The sequence below is a fragment of the Mucilaginibacter sp. P2_A4 genome, assembly GCF_056405015.1.
The window spans coordinates 119,815-138,154 of record NZ_JBFUCX010000017.1 but is presented as its reverse complement, the minus strand read 5'-3'; the positions used below and the strand labels follow the sequence as shown (position 1 = coordinate 138,154).

Here is an 18,340-nt window from a genome sequence, read left to right as displayed (position 1 = left end):
TTTAGATATTTATTCCACTTAATTCTTTCTCTGAAGTGGTTAATTCATGTACCCATTCCTGTAATAGCTGTGAGGTTTGATTAGTTGATTCTGTAAAAAGTGCCTTATAGTAATTAATCCCCTCTTGCAGTTGTAGTTTAAATTTAGAAAGCTGTTTCTTTTTCTTATCCGTAACATCTTTAAGTTGAGCCTGGATATCGGTTTGCAGATAATCAATATAAAGGTTTAACTCTTTTATAAACATATGAGGCCGTTTTATTTTACCAAGCAGGTCTGTTGCCCCATAAATATGTTTTATCATATCCTCAAGAGAATAGATTCCGGAGAAATACGCCAGATTTGGACCCGGACAAATAGCCACAGCCTTATTTTCTCTCGGTTTCAACAGATCATACTTGAGATAGGCGGATGCGCACAACCCTTCACATAGGCAAATTTTCTCAGTAATTGTTTGGTATTGCCTATCATGTTCTGCCTGGGGTAGATCCAAGGTTTGCAGTTGCTGTATTTTCAGGTTTTGATATTCCCTGGATGCCGTACATATGGGCTTTTCGGTAAACTCTGTATTGGTGCTAAGGTATTTTTTTGTGCAGGGGCTACCTGGCCTTCCGGTTTCAAGACGCTTAAGCCGCTGAACCTCGGCAGTACTATTTTTAAAGTTATTGAAAAGTATGCCCAACGGTGAGGAACCACTCAAATAGAAATCACTTTCTACAGCATGCTCCAGCTGCGCAAGTGTACCTTTATCAACATTGGTAACTTCTGGAACCAATAGAAACGGACTACCCCAACCCGTGGCGTCTAATTGATAATGTTCAATCAAAAATTTATTTTCTTGTGCTGTACCTATCCCTCCCTGCACACTTAATTTTTGTTTAGGAGATACAGGGCAAGTAATTCCTTTTTCAAGCAGAGCTGATTGGTAGCTTTGGAATAACTCGTTCACCATTTCCTGTCGCTTTTGCTTAAATTCTTCCAGAATCGGTCCCAACAAAAAACCTTCAGTAGCAAAGGCATGACCTCCGCAGTTAAGTCCTGATTCTACCCGGAATTCTGATACCCACAAACCCTTTTTGGCCAGAAATTTAGCCTGTATAAATGCCGAACGGAAATCACTCACTTTCAAAATAACTTTTTTGTTGATTGTTCCGTGCTCATCGGGCAGGAAATCATTAAATGTTTCCAGATAGCTGTATAACCTCGGGTTCATACCGGCAGATAGGATCACAGAGGACGTAAGCTTGCTCTTAGCAAACCCACGAAGAGCAGCAAGCGCATCTGTGTTCTGCTCGCCCGTTGATTCTCCCTGAACGGTATAATTCATTTTATCAACCTTCGACATGATATTAACGTCGATGGCGCCTTTGGTCATTTCTTTCTTAAGCAACTCCTGGAAAAACTGTTTTTGATTTCCTTCAGAATAATCCATCATCAAATCATAGCCTTGTTTTAAACGCGCGCTTTCGGGTAATAATTCAAAATACCTGCACAGATCATTACCGCTTTCAAAAGGCAGCTGCTTCAATTCTTCAAACTGTTTATCAACCAGGTTGGCAACCAAATCAAGATAAGCAGTTATTCGTTTAGCACGATAGTCCTCCTCTTTTTTTAGGATAGGAACATATACCCAGCCATTAAGCTGTGTGTGATATCCGCGTATCCTTTCAATCAGTTCATCATCTACAATTGACATAACTGATGAAATGCCATAACGGGCAACCTTTAAAGGGGTATCAATGGAGTAACCCAATCCTAAAACCGGGATGTGAAATGTATGACTCATAATAGTATATATTTTAGGCTGTGATAGTTAATATATGGTTTGAGATCATTCTGAATTACAAATGATGATCCTTGCTTAAGTGCGCCAAACCTTTCAAATACGCCAGGATGCGTTAAATGGGCTTCAACAATAGTTACATTTAAAATCTCTGGTATTTCCATTTAAACTAATAAGCCGCAAAACTATAGGGTAAGGCAGCTGCAATAAATGATGAAAGTCATTTGTTGGGAAAACTTTCATCATATATAATCTATAGCGGGCAGAGACACTACGGTGCTTATCGTTATCCTGGTGATCTGGATTTGCTAAAAATGCCGATGGGGTGTTGAAATGAAAGGTGGCAGGATGAAATGTACACCGTCAATTAATCAAAAAGGTGATCGAGATCACTTTTTTACACAACACGCATCATTCTGTGTGAACTGCTGAAAGTTCATTTTTGAGCAACCCAAATTTAACAAAATGACGGAAGCCCCTACAATTGCAAAAACAACCTGCTACCATTGCGGTGATGAATGTTTAACCACATCATTTAGTATTGATGAAAAGCAATTTTGCTGCCACGGCTGTAAAAGCGTTTATGAAATATTAGCAGATAGCGGCCTTTGCAGCTACTATAACTACAATGATCATCCGGGCGCCACCAGGGCAAGAATTGATAAACGGTTTGATTATTTGAGTGAACCCTCGATTTTAAAAGAACTACTTGACTACACAGATGATCACATCTCCCTCATCACCTTTTATATACCACACATACATTGCAGCTCCTGCCTTTGGCTACTTGAGCAGCTAAACAGGTTCAATCCTGCTATCCATTATTCAAGGGTTGATTTTTTGAAAAAACAGTTGGTTGTGCGTTTTGATCACCAACAGCTCGGTTTACAGCAATTGGTAGAGCTTCTTTATGATATAGGCTATGAACCGCTCATCAGCCTGCAGGATATCATAAAAAAACAAAACAAGGCAGATAAAGGTAATCTTGTTCAAAAAATAGCTGTAGCGGGGTTTTGTTTTGGTAACGTAATGCTTCTTAGCTTTCCTGAATACTTTGGGCTCTCGGTATATGAACACAGCTTTAAACAGTTCTTCGGGTATTTAAATATACTTTTTGCCTTACCGGTGGTATTTTTCAGTGGCCGGGGCTACTTCATTTCTGCCTGGACAAATTTAAAAAGCAAAATACTGAATATTGATTTTCCCTTGGCCCTTGGTATCGCGGTGCTTTTTGCACGTACAGTGTCAGAAATATTAACACATACCGGTGCAGGCTTTGCAGATACCCTATGCGGACTTGTATTTTTTTTACTGGTAGGCAAATTTGTGCAGCAAAAAACTTATCACCATATCTCGTTTGAAAGAGATTACAGGTCCTTTTTTCCGGTTGCTGTTCAGGTTTTAACTGATGAAATTGAAAAGCCTATCCCGCTTGCCCAATTAGTAACCGGGCATCGTATGGTGATCCGTCATAATGAGATCATTCCGGCAGATGCCATTCTTTTAAAGGGCAAGGCATTGATAGATTTTAGTTTTGTTACAGGAGAAGCTGTACCTGTTAATAAAACATTGGGCGAAATAATTTACGCCGGTGGCCGCCAAACCGGCGAAGCAATAGAATTGGAAGTTGTTAAACCTGTATCACAGAGTTACCTCACCCAACTATGGAACAATGAAGCGTTTACCCGCAAGCAGGATAACCGCATGAAAACCTTCAATGAAACGGTTAGCAAGTATTTTACTATTGTATTAATTATCATTGCCGTTGGCTCGCTGATGGCCTGGCTTCCGTTTAATTTCAGAAGAGGTATAGATGCCTTTACTGCTGTATTAATTGTTGCATGCCCGTGTGCGCTTGCCTTAAGCACACCTTTCACCATGTCGGCCGCACTGAGTATTTTCGATCGCAACCTTTTCTACCTGAAAAACACAGCTGTAGTAGAGCAACTGGCCCGTATTGATACCCTGGTTATGGATAAAACAGGCACCATAACCACCGGCAACAGCAAACGGATTGAATTGAGCGGAGAATTATCTGATGTACAAAAGCAAATGGTGTATAGTGCCTGCTCAAATTCCATTCATCCTTTAAGCCGAATGATATGCCAATTTTTAGGCGACATGAGGAAATTACCGGTAAATGAATATATAGAAATACCAGGCAAGGGCATTAATGCCAACATTGCCGGGCACCAGCTTCATATTGGAAGTGGCGACCTAATTTTTGGGTATTACATAGATACAAAGCAAATAACGCGCGTTCATTTAATGATAGACGGCTATTACCTGGGCTATTTTGGATTTGCTCATGAGTATCGTGATGGCATGGAGAAGATCAGTTCACTATCACCAGATTACCAGCTGTTCTTGCTTTCGGGAGACCAGAATCATGAAAGGAATGAACTGATCCATTTTTTTCATGATGATGCCAGGATGCATTTTAATCAGTCGCCTCAACAAAAGCTTGACATGATCCAAAAACTTCAGCAAAAAGGGCATAAAGTGATGATGTTAGGTGATGGACTAAATGACTCGGGAGCACTTAAGCAAAGTGACCTTGGAGTTGCTGTAACCGATAATGTAAATAACTTTTCGCCCGGGAGCGATGCCATCCTGGATGGACGTTCATTTGATAAATTACCGGCATTTCTTCGTTTTTCAAAAGATACGGTTAACATTATCCACCTGTCCTTCCTCATCTCCTTAACATATAACATTATCGGTTTAAGTTACGCGGTAACAGGGCGCCTCTCCCCGCTTGTAGCTGCTGTACTGATGCCATTGAGTACCGTTACCGTAATATCCTTTACCACACTGGCCACACATTTTACAGCAAAAAGAAGAAAATTAGTATGAGCATCATTTATTTCCTCATCGGCTGCAGCGTATTGCTGGCCCTTGGATTTTTAAGTGCCTTTTTATGGGCACAGCGCAGCGGGCAAAATGATGACCTGTATACGCCCTCCATTCGCATTTTACTGGATGATGAACATCCAGATGAGGATAAAAAGTGACTACGATCACATTTAAAGCCAACTGTCATCATTCTGTCACCCGCCACTCCTCAATAGTTTTACAACCATAAAAAGATAACATTTTATGCAGCCCGAAAATTTTTATTATGACAACAAGATCGTCCGGAATTTTGGTATCGCTACCGTAATCTGGGGTATTATTGGAATGACTGTAGGCTTAATTGTAGCCATTCAGCTTTACCATCCTGCCGCCAATATGGGTAACCAGTATACAACCTATGGACGTATCCGCCCTCTTCACACCAATGCGGTTATTTTCGCATTTGTTGGTAACGCCATTTTTATGGGAGTTTACTACTCCTTACAACGCCTGCTTAAGGCACGCATGTTTAGTGATGCTTTAAGCCAGATCCATTTCTGGGGCTGGCAACTCATCATTGTTTCGGCAGTAATTACACTGCCATTAGGATTTACTACCTCACATGAATACGCCGAACTGGAATGGCCCATTGATATTGCCATCACCATTATCTGGGTAATTTTTGGCATCAATATGTTTGGTACGATATTTAAACGCAGGGAAAGACATTTGTACGTAGCCATTTGGTTTTACATTGCCACATTTATTACCATTGCTGTTTTACATATTGTTAACTCATTTGAGCTTCCGGTATCAGGTTTTAAAAGCTATATGGTTTATGCCGGCGTTCAGGATGCGTTGGTACAATGGTGGTATGGCCATAACGCGGTAGCGTTTTTCTTGACTACCCCATACCTGGGCATGATGTACTACTTTTTGCCCAAAATGGCTAATCGTCCTATCTACTCTTATAAATTAAGTATTCTGCACTTTTGGGCCCTTATCTTCATTTATATCTGGGCAGGCCCCCACCACTTATTATATACTACCTTACCGGGTTGGGCACAATCATTAGGTGTAGCCTTTTCTATTATGCTTATAGCCCCAAGCTGGGGTGGTATGATCAACGGATTGCTTACCCTTCGCGGTTCATGGGACAAAGTAAGGGATGATGTTATTTTAAAATTCATGGTTGTTGGCTTAACCGCTTATGGTATGGCCACCTTTGAAGGACCAATGCTTTCTTTGAAACAGGTTAACGGCATTGCTCACTTCAGCGATTGGATCATCGCGCACGTTCACGTTGGCGCCCTGGGCTGGAACGGCTTCCTCACCTTTGCCATTTTATACTGGCTTATCCCCCGTATATATAAAACAGAACTGTTCTCTAAAAAAATGGCTTCTTTCCATTTCTGGATAGGCACCCTGGGTATTTTATTTTATGCCATACCCATGTATTGGGCCGGCTTTACGCAAAGCCTGATGCTAAAGGAGTTCACATCAGAGGGAATGCTGAAATATCCAAACTTTTTGGAAACTACTTTGCAAATCCTACCCATGCATATGATGCGTTCTGCAGGTGGCGCCATGTACCTGTTAGGCGTTATTGTTATGGCCTATAACCTTACACGCACCGCTTTACAAGGTAAACTGGTAGCTAATGAGGCTGCCCAGGCTATGCCCCTTGAGCCTGTACATACCATTGCGAGAGAAAACAGCTGGCACCGCAGGCTGGAACGTAAACCTATTCAGATGCTTATAGCTGCATTGCTTGTTATCCTTGTGGGAACTTTTATTGAGCTGATGCCTACCTTAACCATATCATCAAACATACCAACAATTGCTGCTGTAAAACCTTATACGCCGCTTGAATTGCAGGGTCGGGATCTTTATATAAGAGAAGGTTGCGTAAACTGCCACTCACAAACGGTACGTCCCTTCAGATCAGAAACTGAGCGTTACGGTGAATACAGTAAAGCGGGCGAGTTTGTTTATGACCATCCATTTCTTTGGGGTTCCAAACGTACCGGACCGGATCTGGCCAGGGAAGGACAGAAATATGGAAACGCCTGGCACTATAATCACTTAATGGATCCGAGGCTGATGTCGCCGGGAAGTATCATGCCTAATTACGATTGGCTGATAACTCAAAATTTGGATACCACATCAACCCGGGTTAAAATAAACGCGATGCGCACTTTGGGTGTTCCCTATCCAGTAGGATACGAGAATATAGCTAACCAGGACCTGGATAAACAGGCAAAAGAAATAAAAGACAACCTGTACCAGGATCATATCAAGGTAAAAAGCAACAAAGAGATCATAGCCATTATTGCTTACCTGCAGCGTTTGGGAACAGATATCAAAGCAAATAAAACAGCCAATAAATAATTACATCATGTTTAAGCAATTCACAGAAAACATTAACGCAAACCAGGCTTACCTGCTTTTCTCTTTGGGGATATTCTTTGTGTTTTTTATTGTAGTAACGGTTATGCTTATCCGTATCCGCAAACCGCATGTAGATCATATGAGTGATTTACCGCTACAAGATAGTTTAACCGATTTACAACAACCTTACCAATCATGAAATTTCACCGGATCATCATATCCTCAGCCTTAATATTGCTTATGCAACCGGCTATGGCGGCAAGCGATAGCCTGATTCCTACCGATATAATGAATTACATCGGCTATGGGGCTATCGTAACTATGCTTCTTTTATTCCTCATAGTGATGTTGATTTTACTGAAAACTTTTAAAGTTTTAACCAGGATCATTTTTAAATATGAGGGCTATACCGAAGAGCAAATCATTGCAGAAATGAAACCTGCAAAAAAAGAAAAGAAACCCAAAGCCGAGGTTTGGCAAAAACTGCTTTCCCTAAGGCCGATGGAACAAGAGAATGAGATACTGATAGCTCATGATTATGATGGCATACAGGAATTGGATAACCCAATACCTGGCTGGTTCATGTACTTGTTTTACGGCTCTATCATTTTTGGCGTTGCCTATTTGCTTAATTACCATGTTTTTAAAACAGGGCAGTTACAATATGCAGAATATAAAACAGAAATGGTACAGGCTGATATAGAAAAGAAGGCATTTTTAAGCAAAGCTGCTAACCGGGTTGACGAGAACACGGTAAAACTGGTACATGATCCCGCAGTAATAGCATCCGGGCAGGCTATTTTCAAATCAACATGCGCACCATGCCATGGTGATCACGCGCAGGGCAGTGTTGGGCCAAACCTTACAGATGATTATTGGCTGCATGGCGGCAAAATAAACGATTTGTTTAAAACAATTAAGTATGGCGTATTGGCAAAAGGCATGCCCACCTGGGAAAAGCAATTATCACCCAAACAGATATCCGACGTGGCTAACTATATAAAATCTATACACGGAACAAGGCCTGCTGGGGCTAAAGAACCCCAGGGAACTAAAGAATCAGATGCGGATAACAAATTAGCATCTAACAATTAAAATACAGATCATGGACGGATTACTGGAAGGGAAAGAAACAGAGAAGCGTAAATGGATATATCCGCTGATACGGAAAGGTAAATTATATAAATGGCGTTCATGGATTAGCTATGCATACTTAATACTGTTTTTCACAGGTCCGTTAATCAGAATAAAGGGGCAGCCTTTATTGATGCTAAACTTTATCGACAGGCAATTTGTAATCCTGGGGCAGGTTTTCTGGCCCCAGGATATCTTCCTCTTTGTATTGGCTACCCTGGTTTTTGTAGTTTGTATTGTTTTATTTACAATCGCTTTCGGCCGTATTTTTTGTGGTTGGATCTGTCCGCAAACTATTTTTATGGAAATGTTTTTCAGAAAAATAGAGGTTTGGATAGAAGGCGATGCAAACAAACAAAAAAAGTTAGATGCCGGTCCCTGGAACAAGGAAAAAATATGGAAAAAGACAGCCAAACATCTCCTGTTTGTTATTTTTTCATTCCTTATTGCAAATACTTTCCTGGCCTATCTGGTTGGCAGCGAAACACTGTTCAAGATCATCAGAGAGCCTGTTGAACTGCATTGGTCAGGATTTTTAAGTATCTGGATATTTACCGTTGTTTTTTACCTGGTATACAGCCAGGTACGCGAACTGGTATGCACTGTAATATGCCCTTACGGACGGCTTCAGGGAGTATTACTCGACCAGGACACCCTTGTTGTTGCTTATGACGAAGTTCGTGGCGAACCAAGGGGTAAATTATCCAGAATCATTGAACCTGTTAATACAAAAGGCGACTGTGTGGATTGTGGTTTATGTGTATCTGTTTGCCCCACAGGGATAGATATAAGACAGGGAACACAAATGGAGTGTATTAACTGTACGGCATGTATTGATGTATGTAACGAGGTAATGGAAAAAATCCATAAGCCGCTTAACCTCATCGGTTTTTACTCAGAAAACATGATCCATAAACAGCAAAAGCCATCTTTTACCGGAAGAATGGCTGGCTATAGCGGGATCATTGTTGTTTTGATCACCGTGCTGAGTTACTTCATTTTCAATCGTGGAGATATGGATATTACTGTTATGCGCAGCGCCGGCATGCTGTACCAGGAACAAAAGGGAGGTTTTATCAGTAATATTTATAACGCTGAGATCATCAATAAATCAAACCTGGACAAGAACATCACGCTCCAAACCGCCGACCCGGCCATCGGAATAAAATATATCCAGGCACCGGGCAAGGTTGCTGCCGGCGGATCTGTAAAAACTGTTTTTTTTCTCATGGTGCCCTCCCGGCAGATTCACGCTCCAAAAACGGATATTAAAATAAACCTAATAGTGAATAAAAAAGTAATTAAAACAGTAAGCACAACATTTGTTGGGCCATTAAATGATTAAATTATGAATTGGGGAAAAGGAATTATTATAGGAATGGGTTTATTTATGCTGTTTATTATATTAATGTGCGTAAAGATGTTTGCTTTACCGGCCGACGAATACGACCATCATTATTATGAAAAAGGTTTAAATTTTGATAAAGACTTTGATAAGGAAAAGCAAGTGGTAAAGGATCATGCCCGACCGCTAATAAGCATTATCGAAAAGCAAGTAAGCGTCACTTTTGCAGAACCAGCCAAAGGGAATATTAAATTTATAAGGCCATCAAGCGAGGCCCTAGATAAAACATTTCAATTAAATACTGATAATGGCCTTGTAACACAAATATCGGCCAGGGCCTTAACAGAAGGCAGGTGGAGGGTAGTATTGGAATGGCAAAGTAATAAAAAAGCCTATTTATACGAACAGGAAGTAGATATAAAATGAGCAGTAACCAGGTAGCTTTCTTTATTGGTTTATTTGGCAGTGTGCACTGCATAGGAATGTGTGGCCCGCTTGCATTTGCTATACCATCATTTCATGCGCGATGGTGGCTTGTAGCAACAGATAAATTTATTTACAATGCTGGCCGTGTTATTACCTATTCGTTTTTAGGATTACTTATTGGTTTTATTGGTAAGCAACTTTGGCTGGCTGGCCTACAGCAAAGTGTGAGTATGTTAACGGGTATACTTATCATAACGGCAGGGTTTTCACGGTTGTTTAAAATAAAACTTATGCAGAGCCGGTTAATGCCTAAAATATTAGCGCCTGTTAATCGCTTAATAAATTATGCATTGAAACACAAAGCAGGGCATTTAGCAATTGGAATGTTAAACGGCCTTCTTCCATGTGGTTTTGTTTACCTGGCCCTTGCCGGGGCTGTTAATACCTCTTCGCCATTTTCTTCTGCGCAATATATGTTTTGGTTTGGTGTGGGAACATTTCCACTCATGTTGCTGGCCACGCTCAGTTCTGGCTTTATCGGTCCGACTGTAAGGCGCCGTATTAATAAGGGAATGCCTTATCTTATGGTTTGCCTTGGCCTTTGGTTTGTTTTGCGGGGCCTTAGTTTGGATATCCCCTATTTAAGCCCGGCCAAGCAATCCTCAGGAATTAATGCCTGCCATTAAACACGGTTTCCTGTTATTTTAACTGATATTTAATTTCTTAAACACGATACCACTGGGTAATACTTTGAAGAATGTTAAGACACCTGGGAACAAAAAGAACCTATCAGCATAATGTAAAACTGGCATCATTGTTAGGTATTACTGCAGGCTTTGTTAATGCAGCAGGATTCCTGGGGTTTAGTGTTTTAACTACCAATGTAACCGGTCATGCTGCATTATTTGCAGAGCAGATTGCTTTGCAAAACTGGGGAACTGCAAGGGTAGTTGCCCTTTGGATGTTCCTTTTTTTGGCCGGAGCTTTCATATCAAGTTTAATTGTTTCCAGGATTGGCAAAAACCAGCAATATTCATATGTAATTCCAATATTGATTGAAGCAACTATACTTATCAGCGTAGCCCTGTTGGGGTATAGATATGACCACAGCTTAGTTGCAAAGGAAATATTTGCGGGTAGCCTGCTTTTTGCAATGGGCCTGCAAAATGCACTTGTTTCCATGGTATCCGGTTCGGTGGTCAGAACAACGCACCTAACCGGCACATTTACCGATCTGGGCATTGAACTGGCTCAGTTTATCCAAAATAAACCCGAAGAAAATAAGGCATTAAAGCCAAGAATAAAGTTACGCATGGCCATTATTCTTTTCTTTATGTGCGGTGCATTGGGTGGTGCGTGGCTTTTCCGCTCATTTAGCTTTTATTCTTTTTTTGTACCGGTTATCATACTTATATACACTTTAATATATGACGTGTTCCGGATCACGGTTAAACGCTATTACAGAAACGTTAAAGGCTTGTTTAATAAATGATCGGGAGTTAGAACAATTAAACAGCCATGCTAAATAATTGGGTGGCTGGCTTATCTGCCCACAGCCTTGCATCCAGGCACATACAAATATTACGCAGGAAACGTTTTCCTTTTGGTGTAACCTTTAAACCCAACGAATCCAGTTTAATTAAGCCATCTTCTTCAAGCGACTGAAGCTTCTCCATCCCCTCAAAAACGGCTTTACATGGCTCTGAATGATGGTTCCAATAAGTATATCCCTTACACATTATATTTAAAATATGCTTGCGTATAATAAGATCCTCGCTGGTAAGCACATGGCCTTTAAAAACAGGCAGCTCTCCTTTTTTGGTAAGTTCAAGGTATTCTTCAACTGTTTTAACATTTTGAGCAAAAGCATACCAGGAATCACTTATAGATGATACACCCAGGCCAACCAATAATTGGGTGTGCTGGCTTGTATAACCCATAAAATTACGGTGTAAATGACCTGATGTTTCGGCCTCCAATAACTCATCTCCCGGTAAAGCAAAATGATCCATACCAATTTCCTTATAACCAAAGCTAATGAGCAGGTTTCGCCCCGTTTCATGTAACTTACTTTTCATATCCGGGTTTGGTAAATCATTTTCTGTAAATCGCCTTTGCCCTGGCTTAAGCCAGGGTACATGTGCATAGCTGTAAAAGGCGATCCTATCTGGCTTTAAGCCCGAAACCATATTCATGGTATTAATCAAACCTTCTAATGTTTGCAATGGGAGCCCATAAATCAAATCATAATTAATAGATGTATAACCAATTCTTCGGGCCTGTTGCGTTACTGCCAATACCTGCTCAAAGGATTGACTCCTGTTGATAATGAACTGTACCTTTGGATCAAAATCCTGGATTCCTAAACTTAAACGGCGAAAACCAAGATCAAACAAGGTTTGTAAATGATCAACAGTAGTATTTGCCGGATGGGCTTCGAAACTAAATGCAGCGTCTTTATGAATGTGAACGCCTTGAAGCAATCCATCAACCAATTGATGTAAATTTTCAGCGCTAAAAAATGTTGGAGTACCACCACCAAGATGTATTTCACGAATCACCGGCGTACCTTCAAATACCTGCAAATACATTTGCCACTCTTTTAAAACAGCTTCAATGTAAGGCTTTTCTACACGGTGATTTTTTGTGATACGTGTGTTACACCCGCAATATGTGCAAAGATTTTCGCAAAAAGGGAGGTGTATATAAAGGCTAATTCCTGACGAAGTGTTGCTTTCGTCAAAAGAAAATTTGACAGATTGTTTCCAGAGTGAAGTGTTAAAAGTGTCACTATCCCAATACGGCATAGTAGGATAACTGGTATAGCGCGGAACAGCCACATTATATTTATCGGCTAATTGCTTGTTAATATTTTCCATGGCTTAAGAATGGATAACCTTTTCTGTAACTGGATTTTTTTTGCATTCCTGTGCACATGCGCAGGCTTTACCAACACATTTGTTCAATTGCCAAAGATCAAGGCTTTTAATGGTCTGGTCGGCAATTTCCTGTAAGGCTTCTTTAGTGAGATAGGCCTGATGAGGGGTGATCAAAACATTGGGATAGTTCATCAAACTTTGTAATAACGAATCTTTAACGGGGTCATTTTTATGATCTTCAAAAAACAAACCTTTTTCAAACTCATATACATCAAGCCCCAAATAGCCTATTTTTTTACTTTCAATAGCTTTAAGCACATCTACGGTATTAACCAGCATACCTCTTGAAGTATTGATCAGCATCACGCCATTTTTCATTTGATCAAGCGTAGCTTTTTGGACGAAATATTTGGTATCCGGCGTAAGTGGTATGTGCAATGAAATGATATCGGCAGTACTTAGGAGATTCTCCAATGATGCAGGTTTCACATAGCGTAGATTCTTCGGAAAATAGGGATCATATCCTATTACCTGGCATCCCAAACCATGATATATGGATGCGGCTGCCTGCCCGGTATTCCCTAAGCCAATAATTCCAACCACTTTTCCGGAAAAATTAAAGCCAATCAGTCCATCGTTTCTGAAATCAAATTCATGGCTGTGCTGGTCGGCCTTAACTACCTGCCGGTTTAGCGCAAATGCCATTGCTACGGAATGTTCTGCAATTGCCTGTGGGGAATAAGATGGTACATTGGCTACTTTTATACCATAAATAGCTGCTGCATCTTTATCAATATGATCTGTCCCGGCCGATCTGGTTACTATAAACTTTACTCCCAGGGCAGCCAGTTTTTCAATAACCGTTGCAGATACATCATCATTGGTAAAAACAATTACCGCATCCTTCCCTTCGGCATAGATAGCCGTATCCGGCCCCAGGGGGTTGGAAATAAGTGTTATGTCGTGCTTCTTTTGATTGGCTTTCGCCAAATATTCTTTTTCAAAAGGCTTAATACTATAGGCTACCGCTTTCATCCAAAATACTTTTATAAAACAAAGTTATCGTTATGATTGCCCCGATAGTATGAGCCAGGTCAGTCAAAAAAATGACCTATATCAGTTTTTCATTTTAGCAAGCTTTTCAGGCTCCAAAATGGTGATCAGGCTGCCCTTTTTTTCAATCAATCCTTCGTCCTTAAAATCTGATAAAGTACGACTAACAGTTTCCGTAGCCATACCAGCCATAGCGGCGAGGTCTTCCCGCGTAATTTTAAAGCCTTCTTTACCGTCGTTTTGTTGGCGATATAGCCTGATCATGGCCTCTGCCATTCTTTTTCGCACTGAATGATAGGCCAGCTGCATAAGCTGATCTTCCTTATCCCTTATATCATTTGCTAAAAGCTTAATAAACTCGCGGGCAACTTCCGGATACAGATTAAGTAATTGCTCCAATTGATCTTTTGGGATAAGGCACAATACGCTATCTTCCAAAGCGGTTGCTGTATCTGCGTAAGGCTCATTGGCCAGCAGAGCGTTAATACCCAGGTATTCATCATGGGCGTAAATACCGGTCATCAATTCCCGTCCGTCTTCTGCAAGTTTAATCGTTTTTACCTTTCCGCTAATAACAAGGTAAAGACCAGAACCTTTGTCCCCATCATAGTAAATAACCTGATTTTTTTTAAAGTGACGGCTTTTGCGATCCTGGATGATCTTTTTTAATTCAGAAAGCCCGTCATTTTTGGAGATAAGGTTATTTAAACGATCTAATGACTTGCTATAAAAGTTTTTTTGAATTTCCTTTTTCTTCAGCCTGCTTTCAATGGCGTTCAGGAGGTCCATATCATCAAATGGTTTGGTAAGATAATCATCCGCCCCCATTTCCATTCCTTTTCTTAAATCCAGTCTTTCGGCTTTTGCAGTTAAAAATATAAACGGGATAGCCGCGGTTTCAGGATTCTTATTCAGCATATATAAAACACCGTAACCATCCAATTCGGGCATCATTATATCGCATAAAATAATGTCTGGAATTTCCTTTAACGCAATTTCGACTCCTTTTTTTCCATTATTGGCATCAAACACCTGGTAACCGGCAAGTTCAAGAATTTCAACCACGTTCTCGCGGATGTCGTTATTATCTTCAATAATCAAAACTTTTTTACTCATGATATTGGAAATGTAATAGTGAATATGGTTCCCTGGTTAATATTACTCTTAAATTCTATATGCCCGTTCATCAAACTGGTATAACGTGCCACAATATTTAAACCTAAACCGGTTCCGGGAATATTGCCCGTATTGTGAGCGCGGAAAAATGCTTCAAATAAATGCTTCTGGTCGGCATCCGGTATCCCAATACCATTATCTCTGATGGTAATAATGCATACATGATCAGTGATCTCCGTATTAAACTCTATAAAAGTATTCTCGCCCGAATATTTGATGGCATTCGCGATAAGATTGATGACACAGTTTTTCAGCAGATTTTGGTCAAGGTTAACTATACTATGAGTGCCGGTATGCTGATAAATAATATTTTGATTTTGTTTGGCCACCACCTGCAGTTCTTCAGTTATTTCTTCAGCGAGTTTAACCAGATCAAACCGTGTGCATGAAGCCTCTACCCTCCCGGCCTCCAGTTTTTCCAGCGACAGGAAATCATTCAGGATGGTTGTTAAATTACCTACCGCATTTTTTATTTTCCCTACATGTTTCCTGATGTTAGGATTATCAAAAGGCTGGGCATATTTCTCTATCAAAGAGGCTGATAGTTGCACAGCACTTAAAGGCGTTCTGAATTCATGAGAGGCCATAGAAACAAAGCGGCTTTTTAAATGGCCCAACTCTTTCTCCTTTTCAAGGGAAATGCTAACCTCTTCTTTTGCTTGTTGCAGGGCTTGCACCGTGTTTTTCAACGACATTGTACGCTGTTCAACCAACTCTTCCAGGTGAGCGGCATAATTCCTTAACTGATCTTCGGCTTCCTTTTCCCTCGAAAGGTCATGGATAAATCCGGTATATATTTTTCTCTCGGCAAAAGGAACCTCGCTTACACCAAGCCGGAATGGAAATGTTGACCCATCCTTTCTCAATCCGGTTACTTCACGTCCAATACCAATTATATGTGGACTACCTGTTCGTTGATAACGATTGATATATTCATCATGTTGCTCTTTATCCGGCGGAGGCATAAGCGTTGAAACATTTTGGCCTATCACCTCTTCTGGACTACACAAAAAAAGCTTACAGGCCGATGGATTAATGCTTTCAATAATTCCACGGCCATTAATTGTAATAATACCATCAATGGCATTATCAATAATAGCTTTTAACAGGGCGGTGTTTTCCATAAGGCAGTTTTATCAAAAAATTGATATCCATCACAAATATTAACATAAAGCTCCAATTAAAATATAACTGTTTTCATATAGAAATGTGATGATGGTCATTTTTTATAATATAAAGTAATTACGGACACTATTAAAAAGTCCTAAATGCAATGACAACAATTTCCCAGTAATCATTTCGGTGAAGAATATCACAAAGAACTGCTTGATGCCATATTGTACATTTAATGATCACTGTCAGGTTTTAACATGTCGGCAATCAGCTTTTCAATGCCAAATTGGATTTAGTTTTGAAACGAAATTTAAATAAGCTTAAGATTTATATGATTGATATAAAATATATCTCTGCAGACGAAGCATTGAAATTGGTGCAGCCCGGTAACCGTGTCTTCATACATGGCAGTGCCGCTACTCCGGTGTGTTTAGTTGAAGCCTTACAAAAAAGACACAATGATCTTTATAACGTAGAATTGGTTAGCATCACAACACTTGGTGATGTGAATTTTGACAGGCCCGAACATCGTAAATCCTTTTTCTTTAATTCGCTGTTTGTTTCGGCGGCCACCAGGGCCGTAGCTAATAGTGACGATGGAGACTATGTTCCGATATTTCTGAGCCAGATCCCCCAATTGTTCCGAAAAAACATTCTGCCAATAGATGTGGCCTTAATCCAGGTATCACCACCAGATATTCATGGTTATTGTTCCCTTGGTACTTCGGTAGATATTGCCAGGGCAGCAGTTGACACTGCCAAAATTGTTATTGCCCAGGTAAACCCGTTAATGCCCAGGACGCATGGAGAAAGTTTTGTCCATATAAATAAAATAAACGCTATGGTTTGGCATAAATCCGAACTGCCGGAAGTAAATTATGCTTTTGAAACCAATGCTGTGGTTGAAAAAATTGGTTACCACGTAGCTTCGCTCGTCGATAATGGAGCAACATTACAATTAGGTATTGGCAGTATTCCTGACCAGGTACTAAAAAACCTCAGCACACATAAAAATTTAGGTCTGCATACAGAAATGTTCTCAGATGGCATCATACCACTTATTGAAGCAGGGGTAATAAACAATAGCCAGAAAAAATTAAATAACGGCCGCTCGGTAACCGCCTTCATAACCGGAACCCGTAAGTTATATGATTTTGTAAATGATAATCCAAGTGTAAGGGTAATGGATATAAGTTATGTAAATGACACCAGTATCATTCGTCAAAATCCGAAGGTTACGGCCATTAACAGTGCCATTGAGATTGATTTAACGGGCCAGGTCTGCTCCGATTCTATTGGTACCTATCAGTATTCAGGTATCGGCGGGCAAATGGATTTCATTCATGGCGCATCGCTGTCTGAAGGGGGTAAACCAATCATCGCATTACCTTCACAAACAAACAAAGGCATTAGCCGCATAGTGCCATTTTTGAAACAAGGTGCGGGCGTTGTAACCACGAGAGGGCATGTGCATTGGGTGGTTACCGAGTATGGCATAGTTAATCTTTTCGGCAAAAACTTAAAGCAACGAGCCAGGGCATTGATAGAACTTGCACACCCTGATCATCGGGAAATACTGGAAAATTCTTATTTCCAAAGATTTGAACATGCCCGATAAAACCTGTTTAATAAGCGGACGCCCAATTTAGCATTTGAAAATATGAGAACTGTCACCTTTATAAATGACGATCATCATCTACGTACCTACTAACAGTTTCGATATTTATAAATTACTTAACAGGAATTAAAAAAATAAAACCTGAATTTATATGGAAACAACAACCGATATGTCTGCCAGATCATTACAATATTATGTCATAGCTCGGCGATGGCTCTCAGATCTTGAGTTTTTCAAAATTGAAACTTCGTTCCTGCATCGTTTGCTGGATAGCAACATATCCCGCTTAAAGGACAATAACCATATTGATAAACTCATTACTACCGGAAAAACACTTCAGAAACTGGAACAAATGGAAGTTGATGACTTGCTTAACAAGCAAATAAAACAACTGGAGTTAATGGCCGAAGATATTATTCCTGAAGATACGGAAGCATTAGCCTCAACGCAGGTACAATTGGAATATTTTATGACCAACCTAACCCGCGAATTCCGTTTAATAAAGCAGGAACTATTTAATCTTATACTTGATGTTGAGCATGAAGATAAGATGGTTGTAAATTAATCTCACCCCATAATTAATAATTGAA

Annotated in this window: 16 protein-coding genes; 11 read left to right on the top strand and 5 right to left on the bottom strand. The window is 40.2% G+C overall.

Annotation, left to right across the window (positions count from 1 at the left end; translation table 11 throughout):
- Window position 1: 1 nt before the first annotated feature.
- Window positions 2–1,783, bottom strand: a complete 1,782-nt coding sequence (locus AC1DYB_RS25670; RefSeq protein ID WP_477439161.1) for a hypothetical protein — start codon at window positions 1,781–1,783, stop codon at window positions 2–4.
- Between the two features lie 462 nt (window positions 1,784–2,245).
- Here AC1DYB_RS25670 and AC1DYB_RS25665 point away from each other — a divergent pair, with 462 nt between their 5' ends.
- The 9 genes from AC1DYB_RS25665 to AC1DYB_RS25625 all read left to right on the top strand — a co-directional run bounded on the left by AC1DYB_RS25665 (window position 2,246) and on the right by AC1DYB_RS25625 (window position 11,403).
- A complete protein-coding gene (locus AC1DYB_RS25665; RefSeq protein WP_477439159.1) occupies window positions 2,246–4,636 on the top strand; it encodes a heavy metal translocating P-type ATPase in 2,391 nt (796 codons plus the stop codon).
- Window positions 4,633–4,794, top strand: coding sequence for a cbb3-type cytochrome oxidase assembly protein CcoS (gene ccoS / locus AC1DYB_RS25660; protein WP_295711981.1), 162 nt, complete (start codon window positions 4,633–4,635; stop codon window positions 4,792–4,794). The genes AC1DYB_RS25665 and ccoS overlap by 4 nt, the downstream gene beginning before the upstream one ends.
- A gap of 85 nt (window positions 4,795–4,879) precedes the next feature.
- Window positions 4,880–7,006: a cytochrome-c oxidase, cbb3-type subunit I gene (gene ccoN / locus AC1DYB_RS25655; RefSeq protein WP_295711978.1), complete on the top strand. Its 2,127-nt coding sequence runs from the start codon at window positions 4,880–4,882 to the stop codon at window positions 7,004–7,006.
- A gap of 7 nt (window positions 7,007–7,013) precedes the next feature.
- Complete coding sequence (locus tag AC1DYB_RS25650) at window positions 7,014–7,205, top strand: hypothetical protein (RefSeq protein WP_295711976.1); 192 nt, start codon at window positions 7,014–7,016, stop codon at window positions 7,203–7,205.
- Window positions 7,202–8,101, top strand: coding sequence for a cbb3-type cytochrome c oxidase N-terminal domain-containing protein (locus tag AC1DYB_RS25645; protein ID WP_477439156.1), 900 nt, complete (start codon window positions 7,202–7,204; stop codon window positions 8,099–8,101). Before AC1DYB_RS25650 ends, AC1DYB_RS25645 begins: the two co-directional genes overlap by 4 nt.
- A gap of 10 nt (window positions 8,102–8,111) precedes the next feature.
- A complete protein-coding gene (gene ccoG / locus AC1DYB_RS25640; RefSeq protein WP_477439154.1) occupies window positions 8,112–9,485 on the top strand; it encodes a cytochrome c oxidase accessory protein CcoG in 1,374 nt (457 codons plus the stop codon).
- Window positions 9,486–9,488: 3 nt separating this feature from the next.
- Window positions 9,489–9,911 carry a FixH family protein gene (locus tag AC1DYB_RS25635; protein WP_477439153.1) on the top strand — a complete coding sequence of 141 codons (423 nt, stop codon included), beginning with the start codon at window positions 9,489–9,491 and terminating at the stop codon, window positions 9,909–9,911.
- On the top strand, window positions 9,908–10,597 hold the full coding sequence (locus tag AC1DYB_RS25630; protein WP_477439152.1) for a sulfite exporter TauE/SafE family protein: 690 nt from the start codon (window positions 9,908–9,910) through the stop codon (window positions 10,595–10,597). Before AC1DYB_RS25635 ends, AC1DYB_RS25630 begins: the two co-directional genes overlap by 4 nt.
- Before the next feature lie 71 nt (window positions 10,598–10,668).
- The gene (locus tag AC1DYB_RS25625) at window positions 10,669–11,403 is read left to right on the top strand and encodes a YoaK family protein (protein ID WP_477439150.1); all 735 of its coding nucleotides are present in this window, start codon (window positions 10,669–10,671) and stop codon (window positions 11,401–11,403) included.
- 16 nt (window positions 11,404–11,419) lie between these two features.
- Here the strand turns inward: AC1DYB_RS25625 and hemN are convergent, their stop codons facing one another.
- The 4 genes from hemN to AC1DYB_RS25605 form a co-directional block, all read right to left on the bottom strand.
- The gene (hemN, locus tag AC1DYB_RS25620) at window positions 11,420–12,790 is read right to left on the bottom strand and encodes an oxygen-independent coproporphyrinogen III oxidase (protein ID WP_477439148.1); all 1,371 of its coding nucleotides are present in this window, start codon (window positions 12,788–12,790) and stop codon (window positions 11,420–11,422) included.
- Window positions 12,791–12,793: 3 nt separating this feature from the next.
- Window positions 12,794–13,825, bottom strand: coding sequence for a 2-hydroxyacid dehydrogenase (locus AC1DYB_RS25615; RefSeq protein ID WP_477439146.1), 1,032 nt, complete (start codon window positions 13,823–13,825; stop codon window positions 12,794–12,796).
- 81 nt (window positions 13,826–13,906) lie between these two features.
- Entirely contained in the window at window positions 13,907–14,959 is a 1,053-nt protein-coding gene (locus AC1DYB_RS25610; RefSeq protein WP_477439144.1) for a response regulator, read from the bottom strand.
- Window positions 14,956–16,143: a PAS domain-containing sensor histidine kinase gene (locus AC1DYB_RS25605; RefSeq protein WP_295711958.1), complete on the bottom strand. Its 1,188-nt coding sequence runs from the start codon at window positions 16,141–16,143 to the stop codon at window positions 14,956–14,958. The genes AC1DYB_RS25610 and AC1DYB_RS25605 overlap by 4 nt, the downstream gene beginning before the upstream one ends.
- Window positions 16,144–16,463: 320 nt before the next feature.
- On the opposite strand from AC1DYB_RS25605, the gene AC1DYB_RS25600 reads away from it, so the two are divergent.
- A complete protein-coding gene (locus AC1DYB_RS25600; protein ID WP_295711956.1) occupies window positions 16,464–17,750 on the top strand; it encodes an acetyl-CoA hydrolase/transferase family protein in 1,287 nt (428 codons plus the stop codon).
- 151 nt (window positions 17,751–17,901) lie between these two features.
- On the top strand, window positions 17,902–18,315 hold the full coding sequence (locus AC1DYB_RS25595) for a hypothetical protein (RefSeq protein WP_477439141.1): 414 nt from the start codon (window positions 17,902–17,904) through the stop codon (window positions 18,313–18,315).
- The last annotated feature ends 25 nt before the right edge of the window (window positions 18,316–18,340 follow it).